Here is a 20,288-nt window from a genome sequence, read left to right as displayed (position 1 = left end):
ATCCAAGATATCGCGGCCAGTATCGTCTTGTTCAGTGCGGCGATCGAAACCGCACACGCGGGGAAAATAGCAAAGGCTTCGCCGTGGTCTCGGCCAAGGTGTACGCGCTCGCGTAACGTATCGCCGTCGCGGCGAAAATGATCGATGCGCGTGTCGGCGAATCGGAGCCCAAGGTCGAGCGTGGCTTCAGGAACGCCACAAATGCGTGCGGGTCGATAGACGATATCGTCACGCGGGCCAACCTGGTACGCTCGATCAATGCGGAAATCAGCGCAGCTTCAAGCGAGCAGTCGAGCGGAATCGAATGAGCAAACACCGCAGCCATACGAATCGGAGCCCCGCCTAAACAACACGCGATGCTGATTACCGGCGCTAAACTTACAGCCGTGATGCTGCGCGACGAGGCGATTCGGCTTGCACTCACGGTCAATGTGTTCAAGTTCGCTGGGCATGAAGCGTTTCGAAGCGATTTGACGTATACCAATTTTGCTGAGCGGTGATTTCGAGCCTGCCGAAAATCAGCCAACCGTAATTATTCACCGATGACCAAGTTCCGTCCGCCCCAAAGAAGTCGGGACCGGAGATCGCCGTCAAAAACTTTGGTGCCGTGCGTTTCCCGCAGGCTTTTCGCTCAAACTGGTCACATAGCGCACCTTCTTTAAACCAAAACTTTAGGAAAACAGTCATTTCGCACGATGACATGAGCCACTCGTCACATCCATTAATCTTACGATCAGCCTTTTTCATCTCTTGCTCCTCCATGCGATCGAGAGAATTTTGAATTGACCGAGGAGGTATTCTGAATGCCGATAACAACTGATTCGGGCAACGTCACATCGACTTTTAATCAATTCAATTATCGCGCGAATCCATTATCCATCCGGAACGGGTACACACCAAGCCGTCTTCTTCGGGAATTGAAAAATGGCATGATGCAGCGTTTGAAGCAAGACATCTCGGCTCAGCGTCTCAAAAGGGAAAGCGCCCATACCCATTCGGCCCCTGCCCACTTGGAACCCGATGAGCCCGAACCTGCGCCGCCGCCACTTCACGTGCTGGCTGAAGATGCGAGCGAAGAAGCCACGACGCAATATGAGAGATTCGTCGATTTGCTTGCATGTGCCGATGAACAAGCTAATGATCAGCATTCCGAAATCACGCGCTTATTCAACGAAGTGGAAGACGTGACAGCAGACGTCAGAAACGATATCAACCAAGCCAGAAGGTACATCCAGGTCGCGACGGTACAGCTCGACTCGGGAGCGAATCCGCAACATACACGGCAAGTCATAGATAATGCCCAGCGAAATCTGAACCAGGCTCGAGAACGCCTGCCGCAGGCCCGTACTCTTATAGATCAGATTCGACAGCTGCTTCAACCGGCCTTGGCGAACCACAATCTTTTCGCGGGACATCACTTCCGAAATCATCTCGAAGATATTCTGACCAATGTCGGCCAAGCCCAGCGGATCGTGGACCGTGCGCAGATACCTCCCCGGAAATCAGCCGCCGCCCGGAGATGAACAACGGGGCATTCTCCTGGAATTGCGTCGAACGTTGCTGGCTCACCAGCAACACCTACGGGATTTGCAAGCTGAGATCTTCGAAGACGCCGCACGGCAGCGGGATATGCTCCAAGTACTTCAAGATGACCTTCTGCCACGTATGCAAGGGTTTTTGCGAGGCGGCGTTGCGAATAGGCACGGCGACGAGACACAGGGTGCCGAAGAGTTGATACAAGCAAGCGAACAAGTGCTTGAGCAACTTCGGCATCGCCTGCAACGCATTCCGCCTTCGTGGGATCGGCCATTCGGAGCAGACGACGACCCATCCGGGGATGGGCCGCCAGCCAAGCGGCCACGCGTCGATAACGGTGATCCACAGCAAAATGCGTCAGCGTCCGGCACTGCAAGCGGCCAACGAATCCACGGCAGCACGTCGGAAGATCAGCTCGGCGAATTCGCGCCGTCCTCTTCGTCTCAGTTCACTTATTTTTCCGATTCAAAAAGCGAATTGCGCCGGCACATGCCGTCGAATTGAATCCCAAGGGGGTGTGCGATCACGGCGGCACGCCCCCATAATCTGTCGAAGAGCAAGCGCGCTCGTCATCATTGAGAAATGCAAGTAGTTCAATAGCTCCAAGCACGGGTAATCCCCTATCAAACCCATCCCAAATCTGAAGCCTTCATATATTTGGCCAGAAATAAATCAATAGAACGCCCCATTCCGAAACCTGTTATTTTTGACAGGATTTTTTTCCGCCAAATAGCAAAACCAACACTTGAATTCCTCCGCCTGCGTCAATATCCACCGTCGCCTTCCTCAAAACCAATTCATTTTTTCGAACGACCGTTCTTCTAATTTTCCACACATTACTTGATCCCTTCAATTTGGCCTTCCAAATCACGGATTGACACTGCTTTATTTTTTCTATGGAATAACCATAGAACTAAACGTGATAAGCGCAGCGATCAGGGCAAACGACTCGCTGCACCGAGGGTATCTCCGCATATCCATTTCCTTGTCGGATGCTCAGGCATAGGGCTGCCCGATAGATATGTCAGAACACGCCTGAGCGCATCGTTCCCGACATCAATCTGTTAGTTATGCCAATTAATAAGCGGAGTAATGACATGAAGGCTTCAGAATCGGTTCTCGATGCGATCGGCCATACCCCACTCGTCAAGATCAATCGGTTACTCGGCGAAGGGCATGCTGCAAACATCTATGCCAAACTCGAGTTCATGAATCCCGGGGGCAGCATCAAGGATCGCCTGGTCAAGCATCTGGTTAAGCGCATGCAGGAAAGCGGTGAACTCACGCAAGACTCGGTATTGGTAGAGAATTCGTCTGGCAATACCGGCGCAGCACTTAGCATGGTGGCAGCAGCACAGGGCCTGCGCTGCATCGTTACCATTCCTGACAAGATGAGCCGTGAAAAAATCTCTCGGATGCGGGCCTATGGCACACAAGTCGTCGTGGCACCCACCGCAGTCGACGCCGACGATCCTCGCAGCTACTATAGCGTCGCCCGGCAAATCGCCTCGACAACGCCGCACGCGATCTACCCCGATCAATACAACAACCCGCTGAACGCCGAAGCGCACTATACGAGCACGGGCCCTGAAATATGGGAGCAAACCGAAGGGGAAATCGATGTTCTGGTTTCCGGCATCGGAACAGGTGGCACCATCAGTGGCATTGGGCGCTATCTGAAGGAGCGCAACCCCAATGTGCAGATCATCGGCGTCGATCCGATCGGCAGCGTGTTCTACGAATACTTCCATCATCGGCGCCTAAGCACGCCGCACACCTACCAAGTCGAGGGCATCGGCGAGGATTATCTGGTCAAGGCCGTCGATTTCAGCGTGATCGACGACATCGTCCAGGTCGACGATCGCGAATCATTCGTGATGGCGCGCCGCCTCGTGCGCGAGGAAGGGATTCTGTGCGGCGGCTCGAGCGGCAGCGCAATGTCTGTCGCCACGCGCATCAGCGCCCGCTATCCTGGCAAGAACATCGTGGTGATCCTGCCCGACTCGGGCAACATGTATCTGAGTAAATTCCTCGACGACGACTGGATGCGCGCCAACGGCTATGCCGCCGATACCGACCACCGCGCGCGCGCGACGGACGAGGTGGCCGCATGAGCGCCGCTTCGAGCATTACACGCATGGTGCTGCCAGAACGAACGTATCACTTCAAGCCCGATATCGATTTGATGGACGAATCGCTGCGCGAAGGCGCCGAGCGCGCAACCGTGCCACCGACGCTCGAAGCGAAATGCGATCTTGCCGAAGCAATTGCTGCGTGCGGCGTGCGCACGATCGTGGTGGGTATGTTTCCGGACGTCCCGCACAACATCGCATTCCTCGCCGAATTGCTGCGCCGGCAGCAGGCAGGTCGGATTGCCGCGCATGTGCGCTTTATGGTGATCTCGCATGTCGGCATCACGATGGAGCAATCGTTCGCAGCGCTCGATGGGATCGCGCGCGAACACGGCCTGCCGTTGGATTCGGTGTGGCTGATCGCGATTCATTCGGTTTCCGATCAACAAGTCCAACATCTGTTCCCGGTGATTCTGCGCAAGGATTGCGCGATCGATTTCGATCAAGCCAATTGGGACGCCCGCACCACGGCCGAGCGGCGCGATTTCAATCTACAGTGGCTCGACGCGTTTCTGCCGACGCTCAAGCGCTTTCGAGGCGGCGGCGTGATGATCGGCCTGCTTGATGCGTTTCGCGCAGACCACGGGCATCTCGTCCATGCAGTCGATCTCGTCGCCCGGCATGGCTTCGAGCAGGTGCGGCTCGTCGATACCGCCGGCACCTGCCTGCCGCACCAACTCGAGCAGACCGTCGGCGCGCTCGTCGCGCGCCATCCGGCGCTGCGCTTCTACGGCCATTTCCACGACGATTTCGGCATGGCAACGAGCAATGCGATCGTGGGCCTGTCGCTCGGCTTGCAGGGCGTCGACGTGTCGGTTGGCGGCTTCGCGAACCGCGCCGGCCATCCGGCGCTTGCCGAAGTGGCAATGGCACTGCGCAAGCTGTACGGCATCGAACTCGCGGGCTTCGACTACCGTGGCCTGTTCACCTTGAGCCGGCTCGGCGAGCGATTGTACGGATTGCTTGAGAATCCGGCGCAAGCGATCACCGGCGTGATCACGCACAGCATCCAGAGCGGCATACGTACCGAGCTGCTCGCCAAAGCACCGACGATCTTCGACATCCTCGATCCGTGCGAGATCGGCTCAAGTCTCGTCAAGATGTTCGGCGTGCGCAGTGGACGGGATGGTTTGCTGCGCTTTTTGCGGGAAACCCGCTTGCTCGAACCCCACGGGCTCGAACCAACCGCCGAGCTCGCGGATCGGCTGTACCCGCTGCTCGAAGCCGAGTGGAAACGGCGCAGCGCATCGGCGCACGACGATCTGCGCCGCTGCATCGCCGATTATCACCGCACCCTCAATCAGTCGCTCTTCACCGAGGATGAAGTCGCCGAGTGGCTGAATACGCAATTGCTTCAACACAACTAACGAAATCGAGAGACAACCATGAACCCCATGATCGCGCATTCCCAAGCAACAACGGGCCACCCCGTCTGGCCGCTGTTTCTCGGCATCGAGGCCGCCTCGACCGAGCAGGATTGGCAGCGCCTGTTCCAGGCGGCCGAGGATGCCTGCACATCGGCGTTCGGCATGCCGGGCGAAAGACAGGCCAGCGCCGAGATGGCGTTGCACCGCGTCCTCTACGCGCTGTATGCCGGCCGGATCGCCGCGCCGTGGACATCCGGCTGGCGCAATCTCGATCATCACCGCTTCGACCGGTTACGGCAGATGTTCGAAGATGCATGGTCCGAACGCGAAACCGCGTGCTATCGCGATTTCTTCGGCCCGTTGCCCGCGCCGGCCGATTTCGAAGCATGGGCGACCCGGCATTGTCAGGCGCATCGCTCGAACGTCGGTCACCCGCTCTTCGCCTATTTGCGCGACACTGCAAGCTACGCGCAACTGCGCGAATTCCTGATTCAAGAAACGCCGTTCGATATCCATTTCGGCGACATCCTCGCGAAAATGCTGCCGGGTGTCTACGGCGCGGCCAAATCGGAATTTTCGAAAAACTTCTGGGATGAAATGGGCCGCGGCGAAACGGCCGCGATGCATCGGCAACTGCGCCTGGACATGACGAGCGCGCTCGACGAAGTCGACGACGTTTATCTGTCGCAGATCGAGCGCTTCTGCGTCGAGGAACTGCGTCTGGCCAACATGTACTTTCACGCGGTGTTCAATCGCGCGTTACTGCCGCAGGCAATCGGCATGATGCTCGCAACCGAATTGATGGTGCCGGGCCGCCTGGACCAGCAGATCATGGGCTGGCGCCGGATCGGCTGGACGGATGACCGGATGCGCTATCTGCTCGAACACACCGTGGTCGACGTGGAGCACGCACACGGCTGGATGAACGAAGTGGTACTGCCGTTGCTCGCCAAGCAGCCCGAACTGCTCGCGCCGATCGCGCTCGGCATGGCGCGCCGGCTGGAACATGCGGCCGAAGTCTGCGACAGGATGATGGTCATGCTGCCAACGGTTCGGCCCACTTCGCTTGCAGCCTGAACGGCAAAACAGGCTCGCGACGGGGCCGTGTGCTGTCGCGAGCCTGCGCCATCGACCATGAAACCCGATCAAGCACTCGACTTACTGCTGGTGGGATGCGGGCTGCGCGGCACTGGCCTGCTGAGCGCCAATCCCGATTTACTCGAATACCGGATCGGCGTCGTCGATGCCGGGGACCATCTCGGCCCCGGCAGCTTCGCATCGTATCGGATCGATTCGAACTCCTACGGCTCGGATTTCTTCGGTTGGGTCCACCCCGAGCGCGCATTCAGCGGCGCGCTGCGCCACGCTGACGTGACCTTGCTGCGCCAGTCAGCCGGCAGCTTCCCGCTCGCGCGGCTGGCGAACGCGCTGCGTCCGTTTGGCGACGCGATCCGCGATCAATTGGGCGCGGCGCGCGTGTGGCAACGCCGCCGGGCAATGCGTATCGACGTGGAGCACGACGCGGCGACTGTGCATCTCAACGACGGTACGCGCATTCACACGCATATGGCGGTGTTGGCCACCGGCATCCGCGAACGGCCGCACGCCGAGTTGGCGCGCTGGCGCGACAAGCTGCTATTGTCCCGGCACATCGTCGAATACGGCGTGCCCGCTGGCTGGCGCGAGGCACCGGTCAATGTGCATATCGTCGGCGGTTCGCACAGCGCATACGCGATCGCGAATCTGTTGCGCGCGCCGGATGCGCTCGCAGCCGGCAGCACCGTAACGCTGCAGCACCGCGGCCCGGTCAAGTTGTTCTACCGCAATTTCGACGAATACGCGGCCGAGCTCCATTATCCGCTGGAAGCCGTGCCCGATCCGGCTCTCAATCAGTGTCCCGAAACCGGCAACGTGTTCCGCTATTCTGGCCTGCGCCATGCGGCGCGCGCCACGTTCGTCGATATCTCGGCGGGCCGCGTACCCGGCTTCACGTTGCTGCGCGCGCCTTCGATCGCGGCGGCCGCGCAGAAACTAGACGCAGCCGACTGCATCGTTCAGGCGCTCGGCTACGAAAGCAACGTGCTGCCGCTTACTGTCGACGGCGTCGACGTGCCGATGTGCACGCCAGGCGGCATCGTAGAGACGGATCGCACCGGCCGGCTGCGCGCGCCCGGCGCCGGGACGCTGCCGCTCTTCGTAATGGGGATGAATCCATACCCTTACGACGACAACAGCTTGACGCCCACCGGACAATACGCGCTGCGCGGCGGGCAGATCCTGCAAGCGTTGCGCGCGCGCGGCCGCGAACCGCAAGGGTCGGGTCTTGCGCCGAACGAGCCATCGTCCGATATTTCTGTTTCCACCCACGAATACGAATAAACTGCCCCGTCATGGCTCACCTAGTTTTCGTCGAAACGACCCGCCCCGGCCTTCAAGCGCTCGAAGCAGCGAAGCGGTTCGGCCATACCGTATCGCTGATCACGTCCGGCAAGTTCGACTGGCTGCTCGACGACGCCGCCAAGGGCGAGCGCGAGCACCTTGTCGATTTCACCTGGCAGGCCGCCGACACGCAAAACGCCGACGCCGTTCATGCAGCCCTCACGGCATGCACCGCCGAGCACCGCGTCGATACGGTGCTCAGCGCGCTGCACATGTGCGCGCTGCCCGCCGCGATCGCGGCCGAGCGCTCGAAACTGCGCGGCACCAGCGTCGCCGGTATTCAAAATGCCCGCAACAAGGCAACATGCCGCGATCTGCTCTCGGCAGCGGGCGTGCCGTGCGTCAAGTACGCGTTCGTCACGTCGCTCGAAGCAGCACGGCGCGCGCTCGCCGGAATCGGCTATCCGGCGATCGTCAAGCCGGCCACCGGCATGGGCAAGATCCTGACCTCGGTGGTTCACGACGACGCCGGGCTCGCCGCGCACTTCGAGCAGGCGGCCAGGGAGTTCGACGCACTGGAGGATGGCCTGAAGGACGAAGTCTCGCTCGCGTTCATCATCGAAGAGATCGCGCTCGGGCCGCTATTCTCGATCGAAGTCGCAGCGAGCGCCCATGGCGAATGGGCGCCGCTTGCGATCGTGCGGCGCAAGACCGGCCGCCACAATCCGATCCTCGAAATGGGCTCGACGATTCCGTCCGGCCTGAACGACGAGCAGTACGCGGCGGCGGCCGATTATGCGATCCGCGTGGTGCGCACGCTCGGGCTGGATCTCGGGATCTTCCACGTCGAATTCATCTACACTCATGACGGCCCGCAGCTCGTCGAAGTCAACCCGCGCATCGCCGGCGGCTCGATTCCGGATCTGATCTGCGCATCGAGCGGCGTCAACCTGTTCGAGCTGCTGGTGCGCGTCTACCTGGGCGAGCGCCTGAACATCGAGCGCCTGCCAACGCTGACGGCCGCGAGCCATTCGTTCATCGCGGCCGAGCGCGATTGCGTGGTGCGCGACGACCTGCCGGCCGACTGGTTCGGTGCATTCCGCCCACGGCTGCATTCCGGCAGCTCGGATATCCGCGCCGGGATGGCGCTGCGTAAAATGGACAACAATTATGGCGTTCACGGCGTGGTGCGCATGACCGCAGACAATTACACGGACGTGGTGCGCCAAGTCGCGCAAGTGCACGCGGACGTGGAGCGGGTACTAGGCATCAAGCTGGTCGAAATCAAAGATTGAGAAAGGACAACTATGCGGGATTGGCTACTCCTCGCGCGCGACCGACGCTTCCTGCTGCTATGGCTGGCGATGCTGGTCAGCGCCACCGGCACGTTCTTTCTGTTGCTCGCGGTGTCGTCCAATCTGGTCCGCGTGCATGGTTCGGGCATCGGCGCGGCATCGGTATTTGCTTTCCAGTGGATCTTGCCGGTACTGCTCGTCTCGACGATCCGGCGCATCTGCGAGACCGCCGGCCTGCGCCGTGCCATTGTCACCAGCGATCTGACCGGCGCCGTGCTGTCGTTGACGATCGGGCTGCTGCTCGCGCACGGCTGGGTGATACCGGTGCTTGGCTGCTTCCTGCTGCGCGGTTTCGTCGAGGCGATCACGAAAACGAGCCGCGTGGTGATGGTCAAATACTTGTTCGAAGGCCGTCAGCTCGAACTGGCGTCATCGACATTCAATCTGTCGTATTACCTGGGCGGCGTGCTCGGCGGCGTGCTCGGCAGCGTGCTCGTGAGCCGCGTGTCGTTGCTCGGCGTCGCGCAAATCAGCGCGGGCGCGTTCTTGTTCTCGGCGAGTTGCTACGCATTACTGCCGAACGTGACACCGCAGCGGCGCGCCGCACCCGCTGCGCGCGGCGCGATCGCGTCGGCCGCTGCCGCGGCCATGAAGCACCGCGCGCTGTTCAGCGCGTTCTGCTATCTGTGTGTCGCAACCGGCGTATTTCAAGGTTTTCACAACGCCGCGCGCACCATCCTGCCGATCAGGACGATGGCGCTGTCCGATACCGCTGTCATGCAATTGCAGGTGGCAAGCGGCATCGCGATCGTGCTCGGCGCGCTCGCCGTGTCGATCATGCCGAAGCTCGTGAAGCTCGACCATTTCGGCTTCGCCGTCAACCTGCTGGCATCGGCGAGCCTTTACGCAACGACCTTCGCGCAATCGCGCGCGCAATTGCTCGCGCTCTACTTCGCGTTCATCTTCCTGTTCGAAGTTGCGTTCACAGCAGCGCAATCGGCGCTGATTCAAACCAGCGAACCGGAAGATATCGTCACGCTGACGGCCGGCAGCAATGCGATCGGAACCGGCCTGCTCGTCTTCTTCGCATTGCTGACCGGTTGGCTTGCCGATCAGATTGCGTTCCGGCATGTCGGGCTGCTGGTCGCGGCTTGCGGCATCGCACTGGGCGTCACGATCGAGTGGGGCAGCCATTTCCGGTACTCGGCGAAGTGGAAACCAGCAGGCCGGACCGATCCCGCGGAGCAGGCGGCTGATTAGCACGGCGAGCGACGGCGACGGGCCGGCCACACCGGCCGCGTGTGCTCGCGCATTTCCGGCAAGCATCCGCGCGCCGTCACGCATCACGGATTTTCTTATTCGTCAAAATCCCAACACTCCAGCACTCGAAAAATCGGCGGTGCATTCACCCAAACCGGCCATCGCGACGAAAAACCGCGATGAGACGGCCATCCAAAATAGCGGATTAAATATGCGATAAACCGCCTGCTTTCGCTCGACGAGCGATGCTTTCGGGCAGTGGCGCGGGATTCATCGTTATATCCATTAGCCTCCTGAGTTGCGCTTCTTCCCTTCAAACATTATTCGCGCATAGGTAGAGGGAAAATTTGGAGTTTCCTTAGGAGTTTTTGAATGTCGATAGCAGTAGGTTCAACACAGGTCGAGCAAGCATCGATTCAGTTTGATCGTCGAGACGGTCAGCTATCCGGCGCAGATTGGCCCAGGCCAACCCAAGCGCCTCAGGCACTGAAGAATGGCGTCGTCCAACATCTAAAACAGACGCAGGAATCGTCACCCCAGCGCGTCAAAAGGGAAGACAACCGAATCCCCTCCGATCCCACCCGCCTGGATCCCCCAGTGCCTGCGTTGCCGCTCGACCATCAGGCGATGCTGGCAGGTGACCTGGCTATCTTCCAGTTCAACCAATTCGCCGTTCCGCTTCTGCCGGCCCTCGCGCAGCTCAACGATGCCACCACGCAGGCCATCGAGGTTCAGCGTGTGGTCACCGATATCAGAAACGAGATCGTCCAAGCACGGCACCACATTCAGGACGCGACGGCTCGGCTCGACCAGGGCGAGAATCCGCAGACCATATGGCCGCTCGCGGACAATGCACAGCGAAACCTGGGGCGGGCGCGAGCGCTGATTCCACAGGCCCAGACGCCCCTGGATCGAGTTCGGCCGCTAGTCCAACCCGCCTGGGAGGCCGTCAACCAAGCCCGGATTCATATGGCCAATCCCGCCACCCAGCGTCACGGTGAAGACATTCGAACCAACGTGGGTCAGGCCCGGCAATTCGTCGACCATGCGCTGAACAACCTGCCGCCTGACAACATCTTTCGTGCGAATCTGCAACAGCAACGCAACCAGTTGCGGCGAATGGAGGTTTTTCTGGCGCCGGAGCTTGCTCACACACACGATCAATTCCTGGAGCAGCAGGCAGACTGGCTTCAGGTGATTCACGAGGCTACGTTGCCGCGCATGCAGAGGCTTCTGCGAGGCGGCATTCCGGGCGGACACGGCGACGAGGCGCAAGGCGCCGACGAGCTGATACAGGCGACCGAACAGGCGTTGCAGCAGCTGCGGCAGCGCTTGCAGCGCTTGGCGCCCCGGCCGGAGCGGCCTGCCGGATCGGACAACGGCGACTCCGGAGATGGGCCGCCGTCCAAGCGGCCGCGCATCGATCATGGCGAATCGAGCCAAAACGCATCGGCGTCCGGCGCCACGAGCGAGCGCCGAATTCACGGTAGCACGTCTGAAGACCCGGCCGGCGAATTCGCATCCCAGCCGTCATCTCAACTCACTTACTGGCTCAATCGCAAAAGCGAATTGCGCCGCCAAACGCCCGCGGGCTGAGCCTTCGAAACCGGACAAGGCTTTCGCACAAACGATGCGATTGCCGGACTTTCGTTTTACGGAAGCAAACTCACTTCAGTAAGCGGCGCGCATCGCCGCAGGGCGGCGAATTCGACCGTCGGCGGTGCGCGCGCTCAAGCATGGCCGGGACGATATTGCCGCCACCGCGATTATCCGGCAGACATCCGCCGGGTACTCATGCACGCGTCGGCAATGACTGACGCGGCGGCCCGTACACACCGCCGCGCATCACTGCCCGCCATGGTCCTTGCCCGCGCCGCCGCCCGCTAGATCGATGGCGCTTGCCGACCCGACCTGCGCCCGCAATTGAAACTTCTGGATTTTGCCGGTCGACGTTTTCGGCAGCTCGCCAAAGCGCACCGCCTTCGGCAGCTTGTAGCCGGCGAGCCATTGCCGGCAGTGCGCGACGATCTCTTCCTCGGTCGCCGTCATCCCTTCGCGCAACTCGACGAACGCGCACGGCACCTCGCCCCACTTCGGATCGGGTTGCGCGACGACCGCCGCAACCGCGACCGCCGGATGCCGGTACAACGCATCCTCGATCTCGATGCTCGAAATGTTTTCGCCGCCTGAGATGATGATGTCCTTGCGACGGTCCTTGATCCGGATATACCCGTCGGGCGTCAGCACGCCAAGATCGCCCGTGTGGAACCAGCCGCCCGCGAACGCTTCGTCGGTCGCGCGCGGATTCTTCAGATAGCCTTTCATGCAGATGTTGCCGCGAAACATGATCTCGCCGAGTGTCTCGCCGTCCGCGGGCACCGGCGACATCGTATCGGGATCGAGCACCGTCGCCCCCGCCTGCAGGTGGTAGCGCACGCCCTGCCGTGCATTGAGCCGCGCAAGCTCGTCGTCGGCGAGCGCGTCCCAATGCGCCTGTTTCGCGCACACGGCCGCGGGACCATACACTTCGGTGAACCCGTACACGTGCGTCAGCTCAAAGCCGATCTCCTTCATCTTCGCGATCACTGCGGGTGCCGGTGCGGCGCCCGCGACGAATGCATGAACCGTGTGGTCGATCCCCGCGCGCCAGTCGGCGGGAGCATTGGCGATCGCGCCGTGAACGATCGGAGCGCCGCTGTAGTGCGTCACGCGCTCGCGCCGGATCAACTCGAGCACGCGCTGCGCGTCGACCTTGCGCAAGCATACGTTGACGCCCGCACGCGCCGCGACCGCCCACGGAAAACACCAGCCGTTGCAATGGAACATCGGCAGCGTCCATAGATACACTGCGTGCTTGGGCATATCCCATTCGAGGATGTTACTGATCGCAGCCAGATGCGCGCCGCGATGGTGATAGACGACGCCCTTCGGGTCGCCCGTCGTACCCGACGTGTAATTGAGCGCGATCGCATCCCATTCGTCGGGCGGCGGCGCCCATGCGTATGCCGGGTCGCCGCTGTCGAGCAACGCTTCGTAGTCCGCCGCATTCGCGAAGCACACCGGATCGGCGGGCAGCGCGTCGGCAACACTGATGATCGCGAGCCCCGGCATTTCCTGCGCCGCGCGCCGCGCGAATTCCGCGTATTCGGTATCCACGATCAGCGCCTTCGCCTCGCCATGGCGAAGCATGAACAGCATCGACGGTATATCAAGCCGCGTATTGATCGCGTTCAGTACCGCGCCCGCCATCGGCACGCCAAAGTGTGCCTCGATCATCTCCGGGATGTTCGGCAGCAGTGCGGCTACCGTATCGCCGCGCGCCACGCCCAAGCGCGCGAGCGCACTCGCGAGCCGCCGCGCGCGCACGTAAGTCTCGCGCCACGTGCGGCGAACGTCGCCATGCACGACGGCCAGCCGGTCGCCATAAACCTCCGCCGCACGCGCGATGAAGTCGATCGGCGTGAGCGGCACGTAGTTCGCGTCGCGACGGCCCAGCCCGTCGTCGAATTTCTGCGTCATGATGTCGTCTCCTGCGAAGCGGGCGCCTCGATGCGTTCGTTTGTGATCCAATCAGGCTACTCGCGGCCATTGTGAGCCGTCTGTCATCCGAACGACAGACTCGCCGCCGGCAACCGCGCGTATTCCCTATCCTCGCAAACCCTGTGTGATGTCAAACGATCATCAAGCCTGCCGAGTTTCGCCGACGCCCGCCGCGCAGCCGGCTGCGCCAATTTCCGGATCGTTGGCCGGGCCGGCCGGCGAGCATGCGGGCGAATCGCCTGGCACGGCTCGCAACGGCAGGCCCGCCGGCGCAGCGGGACAAGCATCGGCCTGTGCGGCTATCGAAGCGATATGCGCAGCACCGGCGGGAGCAGCTGGCGGGGCATCTGTCGGAGGGCTCGCCCAAGCCTGCGGCAAAGCGGCCGGCATGCCCTCTGCCGACATCTGCACCACATCATCGCCCACTGTTTCGCCGGCAATCGACGCGAACGCCACCCGCTCAGCCCGACGCCGCATCACCGGCAGTCTGCGTGCACTCTTTACGCGTAGCGGCTGGTTCAATGCGCTTGCGCCCGAACATCAAGCGTTCGTCATCGCGCAATCGTACGCGCAGCATCACGATGCCGGAGATTGGGTCGCGCGCCGGCACGCACCGTCCAATTACTGGATCGGCGTGCATCGTGGGCTCGTGAAGCTGTCTATCTATGGCGTATCGGGACGAGGCTGCACGTTCTCCGGCGTGCCGTCCGGCGGCTGGTTCGGCGAAGGCAGCGTGATCAAGCGCGAGCAGCGCAAGTACGACGTGATCGCGATCCAGCGCTCGCTCGTGTTGTTCGTGCCCGCCGATGCGTTCCACGCGCTCCTCGAACGCAGCCTGCCGTTCACCGGCTTCGTGATCCGCCAATTGAACAACCGGATGGGCGAATTCATCGCATCGATTCAAAACAGCCGGCTGCTCGACGTGAACGCGCGGGTCGCCCAATCGCTGGCGCAACTCTTCAACCCCGATCTGTACCCGGACACCGGTGCGACTCTCGCGATCTCGCAGGAGGAACTGGGGATGCTCGTCGGTCTATCACGGCAACGGATCAATCAGGCGCTCCAGCATCTGGAGGCGCTGGGCGCGCTGCGCGTCGCCTATAACCAGATCGACGTGCTCGATCTGCGCACGCTCGCGGCCTTCGGCATGGAGCAACTCTGACGCGGTACGACCGACTGGCGCCCCTCCGCCACGTCACGCGTCATCCATCGCCCGCTCTACGCGCCGCATCCGGCGCGATCCTGCGTCTGCGAAGGCCCGGAGGCATCCGCGAACGCTTCGTCTTCACTCGACACGGCTCGCAAACGCTCGAGCGCATGCAACATCACGCGCCGTCACTTCCCCTCAGGACACCCGCCAATCCGCCGCTCGAGCGCCGGTACACACGCGATTGGCCGTCGCGATCCGGCTGGCCATGCCCCCGCGCGGATTCGCAAGCGTCCGGCGCTCGGCCGCCAATCGGTATTGCGCTCATCAGTGGAATCTGGGAGGACAACGGCGTGTCACGCACGAAACGGCCGGCCAAATCGGGCCAGCCCGCCAGTGCACGCAACGACGGCCGCTGACAACATTCGACCGATCGAATCGCGAATGCTGTCCGGCATCGCGATCATCAAGATCTTTCTGCCGTCAGGCTACGAGCACGCAAAAGGCCGAACGTGCGTTCCGCATGCGCACTCGGCATTCAAGCAACGAGCCAAGCTGCGTGGCGACGGTCGGGGGCAACCGGCGGACGGGCCGCCGGCAACGAGCCGCAGCAGCATTTCAACGGCGGCGACGCTCACGATCGACGCGCCATGCTGTCAACGCCGAGCGGATCGCCTCGACTGTCTGCGTCGGTGCCATCGCTGCATTATCGAGCAGCAGATCGGTGAATGGCGGATCGGCATAGCCCTCGTCGTACATTTGTGCGATTCGTTCGCATTCCGCCAGCGACAAAGCACGCGCGCCGCGATTGCTCAAACTGACGGCAAGCGGCGGTGCCAGCGTCACGACGAACAGCCCCGCGCCACGGCGACCAGCCGCGGCGATCAGGCGCGCATGATCTTCCACGCGCAGTGGATAGGCGATGACCAGATCGGCATCGGCATTGGCGATCAGCGCCTCGATCCGCGCGAGCGCGACCGCGATCACGGTATCGAGATCGGCGTCTTCCGGCGCACCATGATCGTCGCCGTCGACGAACCGCGCGCCCGGCAGCAGTTCGCATAAGCGGCGCCCGACTGTGGATTTCCCCGAATTGATCGGGCCATTGATGCATACGATGTCCAACTCAGATCCTGTGCATTCGAGCGCAAGCCGCGGAATAGCGCGCCTGGCCTCGGCCGTGAATCTGCCGAGTGGCGCATTCCGCCGATCTGCGAGATCGCGTTTTCGCGCTTTGCGAAGCGGCCGGTGCGGCCGCGCGTGTCAATCGCGCCGTCGCGTCAACCGTTGCGGAAAATAAAGCTATAGGCATTGAGCGCGGGAACACCGCCAAGATGGGCGTACAGCACCTTCGCACCGGGCGGAAATTCGCCGTTGCGCACTTTGTCGATCATCCCGTGCATCGACTTGCCCTCGTAAACCGGATCGGTCAGCACACCCTCCAAGCGCGCACATAGGCGGATCGCCTCCAGCGTGCCATCATTCGGCAAACCGTACTCGGGACCGCCATAGCGGGTATCGAGCACGATATCCGTGTCGACGATGCGCCGGCCAAGCCCCACCTGCTCGGCGGTATGAGCGGCAATGCGGGCGATCTGCTCGCGAGTCTGCTCAGGCTTCGCCGACGCGTCGATGCCGATGACGCGGTCCGCGCGTTGGTCCACCGCAAAGCCGACCACCATGCCGGCCTGCGTGCTGCCGGTCACCGAGCATACGACAACGTAATCGAACTTGAAACCGAGTTGAGCTTCCTGCGCGCGGACTTCTTCGGCAAAGCCGACGAACCCGAGCCCGCCCAACGGGTGATCCGAACAGCCGGCGGGAATCGCATACGGCTTGCCGCCCGCGCGGCGAACACTTTCGATCGCCTCCTGCCAGCTCTGGCGGAAACCGATATCGAAGCCGTCCGACACGAGACGCACGTCGGCACCCATGATCCGCGACATCTCGATGTTGCCGACGCGATCATAGACAGCGTCGTGATAGTTAACCCAGTTTTCCTGCACGAGCACGCATTTCATTCCGAGATGGGCTGCGACGGCCGCCACCTGCCGGGTCTGGTTCGACTGAATACCGCCGATGGAAACGAGCGTATCGCAACCTTGAGCAATCGCGTCGGGAATCAAATATTCGAGTTTGCGCGTCTTGTTGCCGCCGAACGCCAGGCCGCTGTTGCAATCCTCGCGCTTCGCATACAGTTCGACTTTTCCGCCCAGATGCTTGCTCAAGCGTTCGAGTGGTTGAATCGGAGTCGGGCCGAACGTAAGCGGATAACGCGCAAATTGTTGCAGATTCATTTTTTCGCCTCGTGCAAGTGGGGCACGCGTAGGAGGAAACCGCACCGGAATGCGGCAGTGCCGCTGCCGCATTCCGAAAAAATGATAAAGGAGAGCGACGGAAATGTGCTTATTGAATACCGAAATTTATCCAATTCGCCGTTCGTAGTGCCCCCCGTCGGCGGGTTGACCGATATCGAAATAACAGCAGGTAATCGAATCCATCGGCAAAAGACTTACCCGGCGGTGCCAGCCAACGCATCGTCACGGGCTCGACGCCGCATGCGAATCCGCTGACATCGTCCCGCTGTTGGACAGCGGAGCCTTCGCTCGTCCACCCACCACACCCGCGTGGTCGCAACATTGGGCCGGCAAAAAGCACACGCCGATCGCCTTATCATGTGCGCGACGCAATTTCATGATTGGGATGTCAATTTCACAAATGGCAATTCTTGCTTGACCCTGAGATACACATTGCTGGGGCTGCCAGAGCTTTGTCTATATGAAATCGTTATGGATTCCGTTGCCTTGTAACCAATCAGAGGATTACCGCCGCCCTGCCATAAGCACGCGACACAATCTGGATTAGCGTCCATCATTCCCGCCACATCGCCTTCACCGCCAGGATGCCCCAAAACTCGCCCACCATTTCCGGTGGCGCCGAAATTTTTAAAGCACATATATTGAGTTTGCAAGCCATTGTCTTGAAACTCACCGAAAATGAACCCCCTGTTAAGTTTTCCATAATCCGCATTATGGGCTTCAAGGAATGTCACCACGCCATTTTCATTCAGTTTAAATTGCGGACGATTCGTGCTGGTGAAGACGCCGGCATATAGATTCGCCTGTCCGGTTCCTGCCTCGAGATCGAATGACAGCATGCTGTTTGGCGGTTTCTCCTTCATGTTGACCCCGATTGGCACTTCGTCATATTCATCGTCAGAGGAGATAACAAGACCAGGAACTACCCCGAGTGCGCGCGGCTGCACCCTGTAATTTTTGCCTTCATCCAATACCAAGCTGAACAACGTGTTCCATTTTTTGGGATCGTCGAGATCCTGGTCGGAAAGTTGGACGGTGCCATCACCGAGACCAGGCAGTACGCAACTTTTAACTGTTACGGTACTCCCGCTAGTCAAAAACCGCGTCAGCGTCAAATCATTTCTCGGTCTGATTTGGCCTTTCGATGTTCGCTGAATCTTGCGGTTTGGCAACAGAACACCGCTAATCTCAGGGCCTGCCTTTATAAAAGCGTCCACGAGCCCCGCCGCGCCCGTGAAGTAACCTGCGGTGGCAAGCGCAAGGCCCACTGCAAACGGCCCCTCGGCGAGCGTCGCAATCACGCCGACAACGCCCAAGATCGCGCCGATTGCAGCAAATGTCCACATCTTGATTTCGGCACTCGATGCAGCATCGCTCAAGACCGCGTAATAAATATGCGTTGTATCGTTCTCCACGGTGGTGGTTGTCGAGAAAGCCCCCTCAACCCCTGATAGTTCCAACGGCATGAGATGAGTATCGAGCCCGCATATTAGAACGTTCGCGGAGTCGAATACTTCCGCCGTGATCGTACGTTGATCCGGCGAAAGCGCTCCTAAGATTCGATGCCCGTCAGTTGATGCGGCTTGAAAGTGATGCCCGGATGCCAACTGATCGACGCGCGCGATGGTCGCGGTGGCACTGCGCGACTTCACCCCGCCTGCGCCGCTCCTGTTGTACCAAACCGCAATGGCCTGGTTTCCCGGTTCGAGTTTTTCCGGAAACAGCAAATCAAGCCGGTCAACCGCCTTGCCTTCGGATTGCTGTGACGTCCCGCGATAAATCTGCATGCCGCCTCCGAGCACAGTGATAGTCGAGAAATGGATGTTGAAACGACTGTGGAATGTAATATTTCCGTTTATTTTTATTTCAGTGTTTCATGCTTAGATAGATCGGTCAATGTGTGCGTGCAGCAGGCCGAATAAATGGACGCTCACGCGAGAAGACCCCGAATTCGCATGAGTTCATTTCGCTGGAAAATATCAGGCACAGATGGAAGTTTGACGCGAGCGCCAAGGCGACGCATGCCCGTATTTCGCACTGCAGTGGATGGCGCCGGCAAAATTCGCTCGACATGCTCTATGGCGAGCGAATTTTGCCCACCCGACGGCGCCGGAAATTCCCCGTTCAAAACATTCGTGGTTGCGGCGCAACGTCACTAATCCCTCACCGTTTCGAGCGCTGCGCGTCCGGAGCCAGTCTGCGTCGGCACGCTTTCCGAGCCGGCACAGGCCGCCTTCAAATCACGAAACAAGCGGCGAAACGCCTTCCCGCCCGGAAATAACAAATTGGTCTCTTGACGGTAAGCCGCCCAGTCCTCGCCGATGATGCGCAGTCCACGCAAGTCCTGGTGATAAGTGCCGACGTACAGATACACCGTCGCCGCTATTGCCAGAAACAGCGTGTCCTGCGTCATGACCGGGTGTGTCCAGAACAGAATAACGAGACAGGTATGATGCGGAAAACGGATATAACGCTTGATCCCGTTCTGACGTACCCGGTAATACTCAGGCATGTCCTTGCCCATCAGCTTGTGCGCCACCTGCTTGACGCCGAGCCATTGCCAAAAAGACGTCGTGTACTTGAAGCAAAAAAAGAAAAAGAACAGTGACGCCGCCAACGAGATGACGCTCAAATGGAACAGCAAACTGCCAGGCTGTAGATAAAACAGATAAATACGCGAACCTTGCCAATAGTGAAACCCGGTAATTGCATTCCAGAAAATGAGCGCATGCAATATTGATCTGCTCTAGCACCGACAACAGCTTCATCGAGACATTCAACGGCTCGTTCAGGGACGAATGCCTGAACCTGCACTGGTTCGAATCGTTGGCGGAAGCCAAACGTGAGACCGAGGCTTGGCGCCGCGACTACAATGAGATGCGACCTTACACAGCGCTCAAGGATCTGACGCCGGGTGAATTCGCCCGGCAATACAGCCTTCGGCCGAAGGCTCATGAAAAACCGAACACTAACGCTCAGCGCTGTCCAAGAAATTCAAGCGGTTCAAAGCCCTCGGGCGCCTAGTCTTTAACCGTCCAACTTCGTGGGGGCAGTTCCCAATCCTGAAACTGACAGGCTTTTTAGCGCCCTTGAGGCTCGGGGAAAAATACTGGTGCCCAGGTCGGGACTCGAACCCGAACGCCTCTCGGCGCTACCCCCTCAAGATAGTGCGTCTACCAATTCCGCCACCTGGGCAAGGGGCGTTATTGTAGCGGCTCATTAAGCTTTTGTGAATACCGGCCGACTCGACGGCGATGGAATCAATGCAATGCGAGCGAATGCCGCCCGGCAGGCGAACATCCTCGATCTCGGGT

General features: G+C 60.4%; 17 protein-coding genes, 1 tRNA gene and 1 pseudogene. 11 read left to right on the top strand and 8 right to left on the bottom strand.

Annotated elements, in window-relative coordinates:
• Nucleotides 1-31 precede the first annotated feature (31 nt).
• Both WS68_RS05890 and WS68_RS27300 read right to left on the bottom strand, forming a co-directional pair.
• On the bottom strand, nucleotides 32-439 hold the full coding sequence (locus WS68_RS05890; RefSeq protein ID WP_156429359.1) for a hypothetical protein: 408 nt from the start codon (nucleotides 437-439) through the stop codon (nucleotides 32-34).
• Nucleotides 436-747 (bottom strand): hypothetical protein, encoded by a 312-nt coding sequence (locus WS68_RS27300; protein WP_156429358.1) that lies wholly within the window; start codon nucleotides 745-747, stop codon nucleotides 436-438. The genes WS68_RS05890 and WS68_RS27300 overlap by 4 nt, the downstream gene beginning before the upstream one ends.
• 56 nt (nucleotides 748-803) lie before the next feature.
• On the opposite strand from WS68_RS27300, the gene WS68_RS27295 reads away from it, so the two are divergent.
• Complete coding sequence (locus tag WS68_RS27295; RefSeq protein WP_156429357.1) at nucleotides 804-1,523, top strand: hypothetical protein; 720 nt, start codon at nucleotides 804-806, stop codon at nucleotides 1,521-1,523.
• A gap of 55 nt (nucleotides 1,524-1,578) precedes the next feature.
• Here the strand turns inward: WS68_RS27295 and WS68_RS28750 are convergent, their stop codons facing one another.
• The gene (locus WS68_RS28750; RefSeq protein ID WP_059569900.1) at nucleotides 1,579-1,887 is read right to left on the bottom strand and encodes a hypothetical protein; all 309 of its coding nucleotides are present in this window, start codon (nucleotides 1,885-1,887) and stop codon (nucleotides 1,579-1,581) included.
• A gap of 746 nt (nucleotides 1,888-2,633) precedes the next feature.
• On the opposite strand from WS68_RS28750, the gene WS68_RS05870 reads away from it, so the two are divergent.
• From WS68_RS05870 to WS68_RS27285, 7 genes are all read left to right on the top strand, one after another.
• Nucleotides 2,634-3,650: a PLP-dependent cysteine synthase family protein gene (locus WS68_RS05870; RefSeq protein ID WP_059569899.1), complete on the top strand. Its 1,017-nt coding sequence runs from the start codon at nucleotides 2,634-2,636 to the stop codon at nucleotides 3,648-3,650.
• The gene (locus WS68_RS05865; RefSeq protein ID WP_059569898.1) at nucleotides 3,647-5,035 is read left to right on the top strand and encodes a homocitrate synthase; all 1,389 of its coding nucleotides are present in this window, start codon (nucleotides 3,647-3,649) and stop codon (nucleotides 5,033-5,035) included. The genes WS68_RS05870 and WS68_RS05865 overlap by 4 nt, the downstream gene beginning before the upstream one ends.
• An 18-nt stretch (nucleotides 5,036-5,053) precedes the next feature.
• Nucleotides 5,054-6,112: an iron-containing redox enzyme family protein gene (locus WS68_RS05860; RefSeq protein ID WP_156429355.1), complete on the top strand. Its 1,059-nt coding sequence runs from the start codon at nucleotides 5,054-5,056 to the stop codon at nucleotides 6,110-6,112.
• 57 nt (nucleotides 6,113-6,169) lie between these two features.
• On the top strand, nucleotides 6,170-7,414 hold the full coding sequence (locus WS68_RS05855; RefSeq protein WP_059569896.1) for a hypothetical protein: 1,245 nt from the start codon (nucleotides 6,170-6,172) through the stop codon (nucleotides 7,412-7,414).
• Between the two features lie 11 nt (nucleotides 7,415-7,425).
• Nucleotides 7,426-8,709 (top strand): ATP-grasp domain-containing protein, encoded by a 1,284-nt coding sequence (locus tag WS68_RS05850; RefSeq protein ID WP_059569895.1) that lies wholly within the window; start codon nucleotides 7,426-7,428, stop codon nucleotides 8,707-8,709.
• Nucleotides 8,710-8,721: 12 nt separating this feature from the next.
• Complete coding sequence (locus WS68_RS05845; RefSeq protein WP_059569894.1) at nucleotides 8,722-9,969, top strand: MFS transporter; 1,248 nt, start codon at nucleotides 8,722-8,724, stop codon at nucleotides 9,967-9,969.
• A 372-nt stretch (nucleotides 9,970-10,341) separates the two neighbouring features.
• Nucleotides 10,342-11,565 (top strand): hypothetical protein, encoded by a 1,224-nt coding sequence (locus tag WS68_RS27285; protein WP_156429354.1) that lies wholly within the window; start codon nucleotides 10,342-10,344, stop codon nucleotides 11,563-11,565.
• A gap of 249 nt (nucleotides 11,566-11,814) precedes the next feature.
• Here WS68_RS27285 and WS68_RS05830 read toward each other — a convergent pair whose 3' ends face one another.
• Entirely contained in the window at nucleotides 11,815-13,488 is a 1,674-nt protein-coding gene (locus WS68_RS05830) for an acyl-CoA synthetase (protein ID WP_059569891.1), read from the bottom strand.
• Between the two features lie 85 nt (nucleotides 13,489-13,573).
• On the opposite strand from WS68_RS05830, the gene WS68_RS29535 reads away from it, so the two are divergent.
• Both WS68_RS29535 and WS68_RS28745 read left to right on the top strand, forming a co-directional pair.
• On the top strand, nucleotides 13,574-14,671 hold the full coding sequence (locus tag WS68_RS29535) for a Crp/Fnr family transcriptional regulator (RefSeq protein WP_442857147.1): 1,098 nt from the start codon (nucleotides 13,574-13,576) through the stop codon (nucleotides 14,669-14,671).
• A 429-nt stretch (nucleotides 14,672-15,100) separates the two neighbouring features.
• The gene (locus WS68_RS28745) at nucleotides 15,101-15,721 is read left to right on the top strand and encodes a hypothetical protein (RefSeq protein WP_231752950.1); all 621 of its coding nucleotides are present in this window, start codon (nucleotides 15,101-15,103) and stop codon (nucleotides 15,719-15,721) included.
• A gap of 215 nt (nucleotides 15,722-15,936) precedes the next feature.
• Here the strand turns inward: WS68_RS28745 and WS68_RS05815 are convergent, their stop codons facing one another.
• The 3 genes from WS68_RS05815 to WS68_RS05805 form a co-directional block, all read right to left on the bottom strand.
• Nucleotides 15,937-16,953, bottom strand: coding sequence for a 1-aminocyclopropane-1-carboxylate deaminase (locus WS68_RS05815; protein ID WP_059569889.1), 1,017 nt, complete (start codon nucleotides 16,951-16,953; stop codon nucleotides 15,937-15,939).
• Between the two features lie 395 nt (nucleotides 16,954-17,348).
• Nucleotides 17,349-18,761: a hypothetical protein gene (locus WS68_RS05810; protein ID WP_059569888.1), complete on the bottom strand. Its 1,413-nt coding sequence runs from the start codon at nucleotides 18,759-18,761 to the stop codon at nucleotides 17,349-17,351.
• A gap of 368 nt (nucleotides 18,762-19,129) precedes the next feature.
• Nucleotides 19,130-19,708 (bottom strand): hypothetical protein, encoded by a 579-nt coding sequence (locus tag WS68_RS05805; protein ID WP_197419530.1) that lies wholly within the window; start codon nucleotides 19,706-19,708, stop codon nucleotides 19,130-19,132.
• Nucleotides 19,709-19,725: 17 nt separating this feature from the next.
• Here WS68_RS05805 and WS68_RS25745 point away from each other — a divergent pair.
• Nucleotides 19,726-19,998: pseudogene (locus tag WS68_RS25745) on the top strand (integrase core domain-containing protein); the annotation flags it as partial.
• Nucleotides 19,999-20,084: 86 nt separating this feature from the next.
• Here WS68_RS25745 and WS68_RS05800 read toward each other — a convergent pair.
• Nucleotides 20,085-20,169, bottom strand: a tRNA-Leu gene (locus tag WS68_RS05800).
• Between the last annotated feature and the right edge of the window lie 119 nt (nucleotides 20,170-20,288).

It is taken from the genome of Burkholderia sp. TSV86, from assembly GCF_001522865.1.
In the GTDB taxonomy this organism is placed as follows: Bacteria; Pseudomonadota; Gammaproteobacteria; order Burkholderiales; family Burkholderiaceae; genus Burkholderia.
Note: the sequence above shows the minus strand (reverse complement) of the source record. Positions and strands in the feature narration are given on the sequence as shown.